Raw genomic sequence first — 531 nt, 5'->3', positions numbered from 1 at the left:
CCAGTACAGAAAATCTTTTATTTATCGGGCTTACGTGAACCACAGGTTTTGGCCACGTCCGCGCTGCCTGTTTTTTAGGCGGGGGTCAGTCCGCGGTACAATTCTTGAACACGCTGGGACTGCGATCGGCGAACGGTTTCGAGCGTCAGCTTATTGATCCGGAAGACGGCCGCGTCTTCGGGCAGCAGCTGGCAGTGCTCCTGGATCACCGAGTAGAGGAACTTGAACGCGTCCCGCGGCTGGTGCATCTGGTCGAGGGCGTCGATGATCGCCTCCCGGCCGACGCCGGGCTCGAAGAAATCCATCAGCGTCAACGGCTCGGCCTGGCCGGCGGTGCGGCAGGCGTTGAGCCGGCTGCTGCACAGGTCGTACAGCGTCGCCCCCGACCACGTGAGCCGATCGATCATGTTCTGCTTGTCGAGGCGGGCCTCCTGGAAAAAACTCGGCCCCTCTTTGTTGAGTAGGTAGCTCAGCTCGATGGGCAGCAGCAGCTTGAGGCCGATGCCTTCCTGTTTGAGGAACTTGTTGTCA

1 protein-coding gene is annotated in these 531 nt (G+C 60.3%); it reads right to left on the bottom strand.

Annotated features, from left to right (window positions below):
* Nucleotides 1-74: 74 nt before the first annotated feature.
* A partial coding sequence (locus AAFX79_13840) for a hypothetical protein (protein ID MEO1009637.1) occupies nt 75-531 on the bottom strand: 457 nt, incomplete at its 5' end.

This window comes from Planctomycetota bacterium (assembly GCA_039819165.1).
Classification (GTDB): domain Bacteria; phylum Planctomycetota; class Phycisphaerae; order Phycisphaerales; family UBA1924; genus JAHCJI01.
Note: the sequence above shows the minus strand (reverse complement) of the source record. Positions and strands in the feature narration are given on the sequence as shown.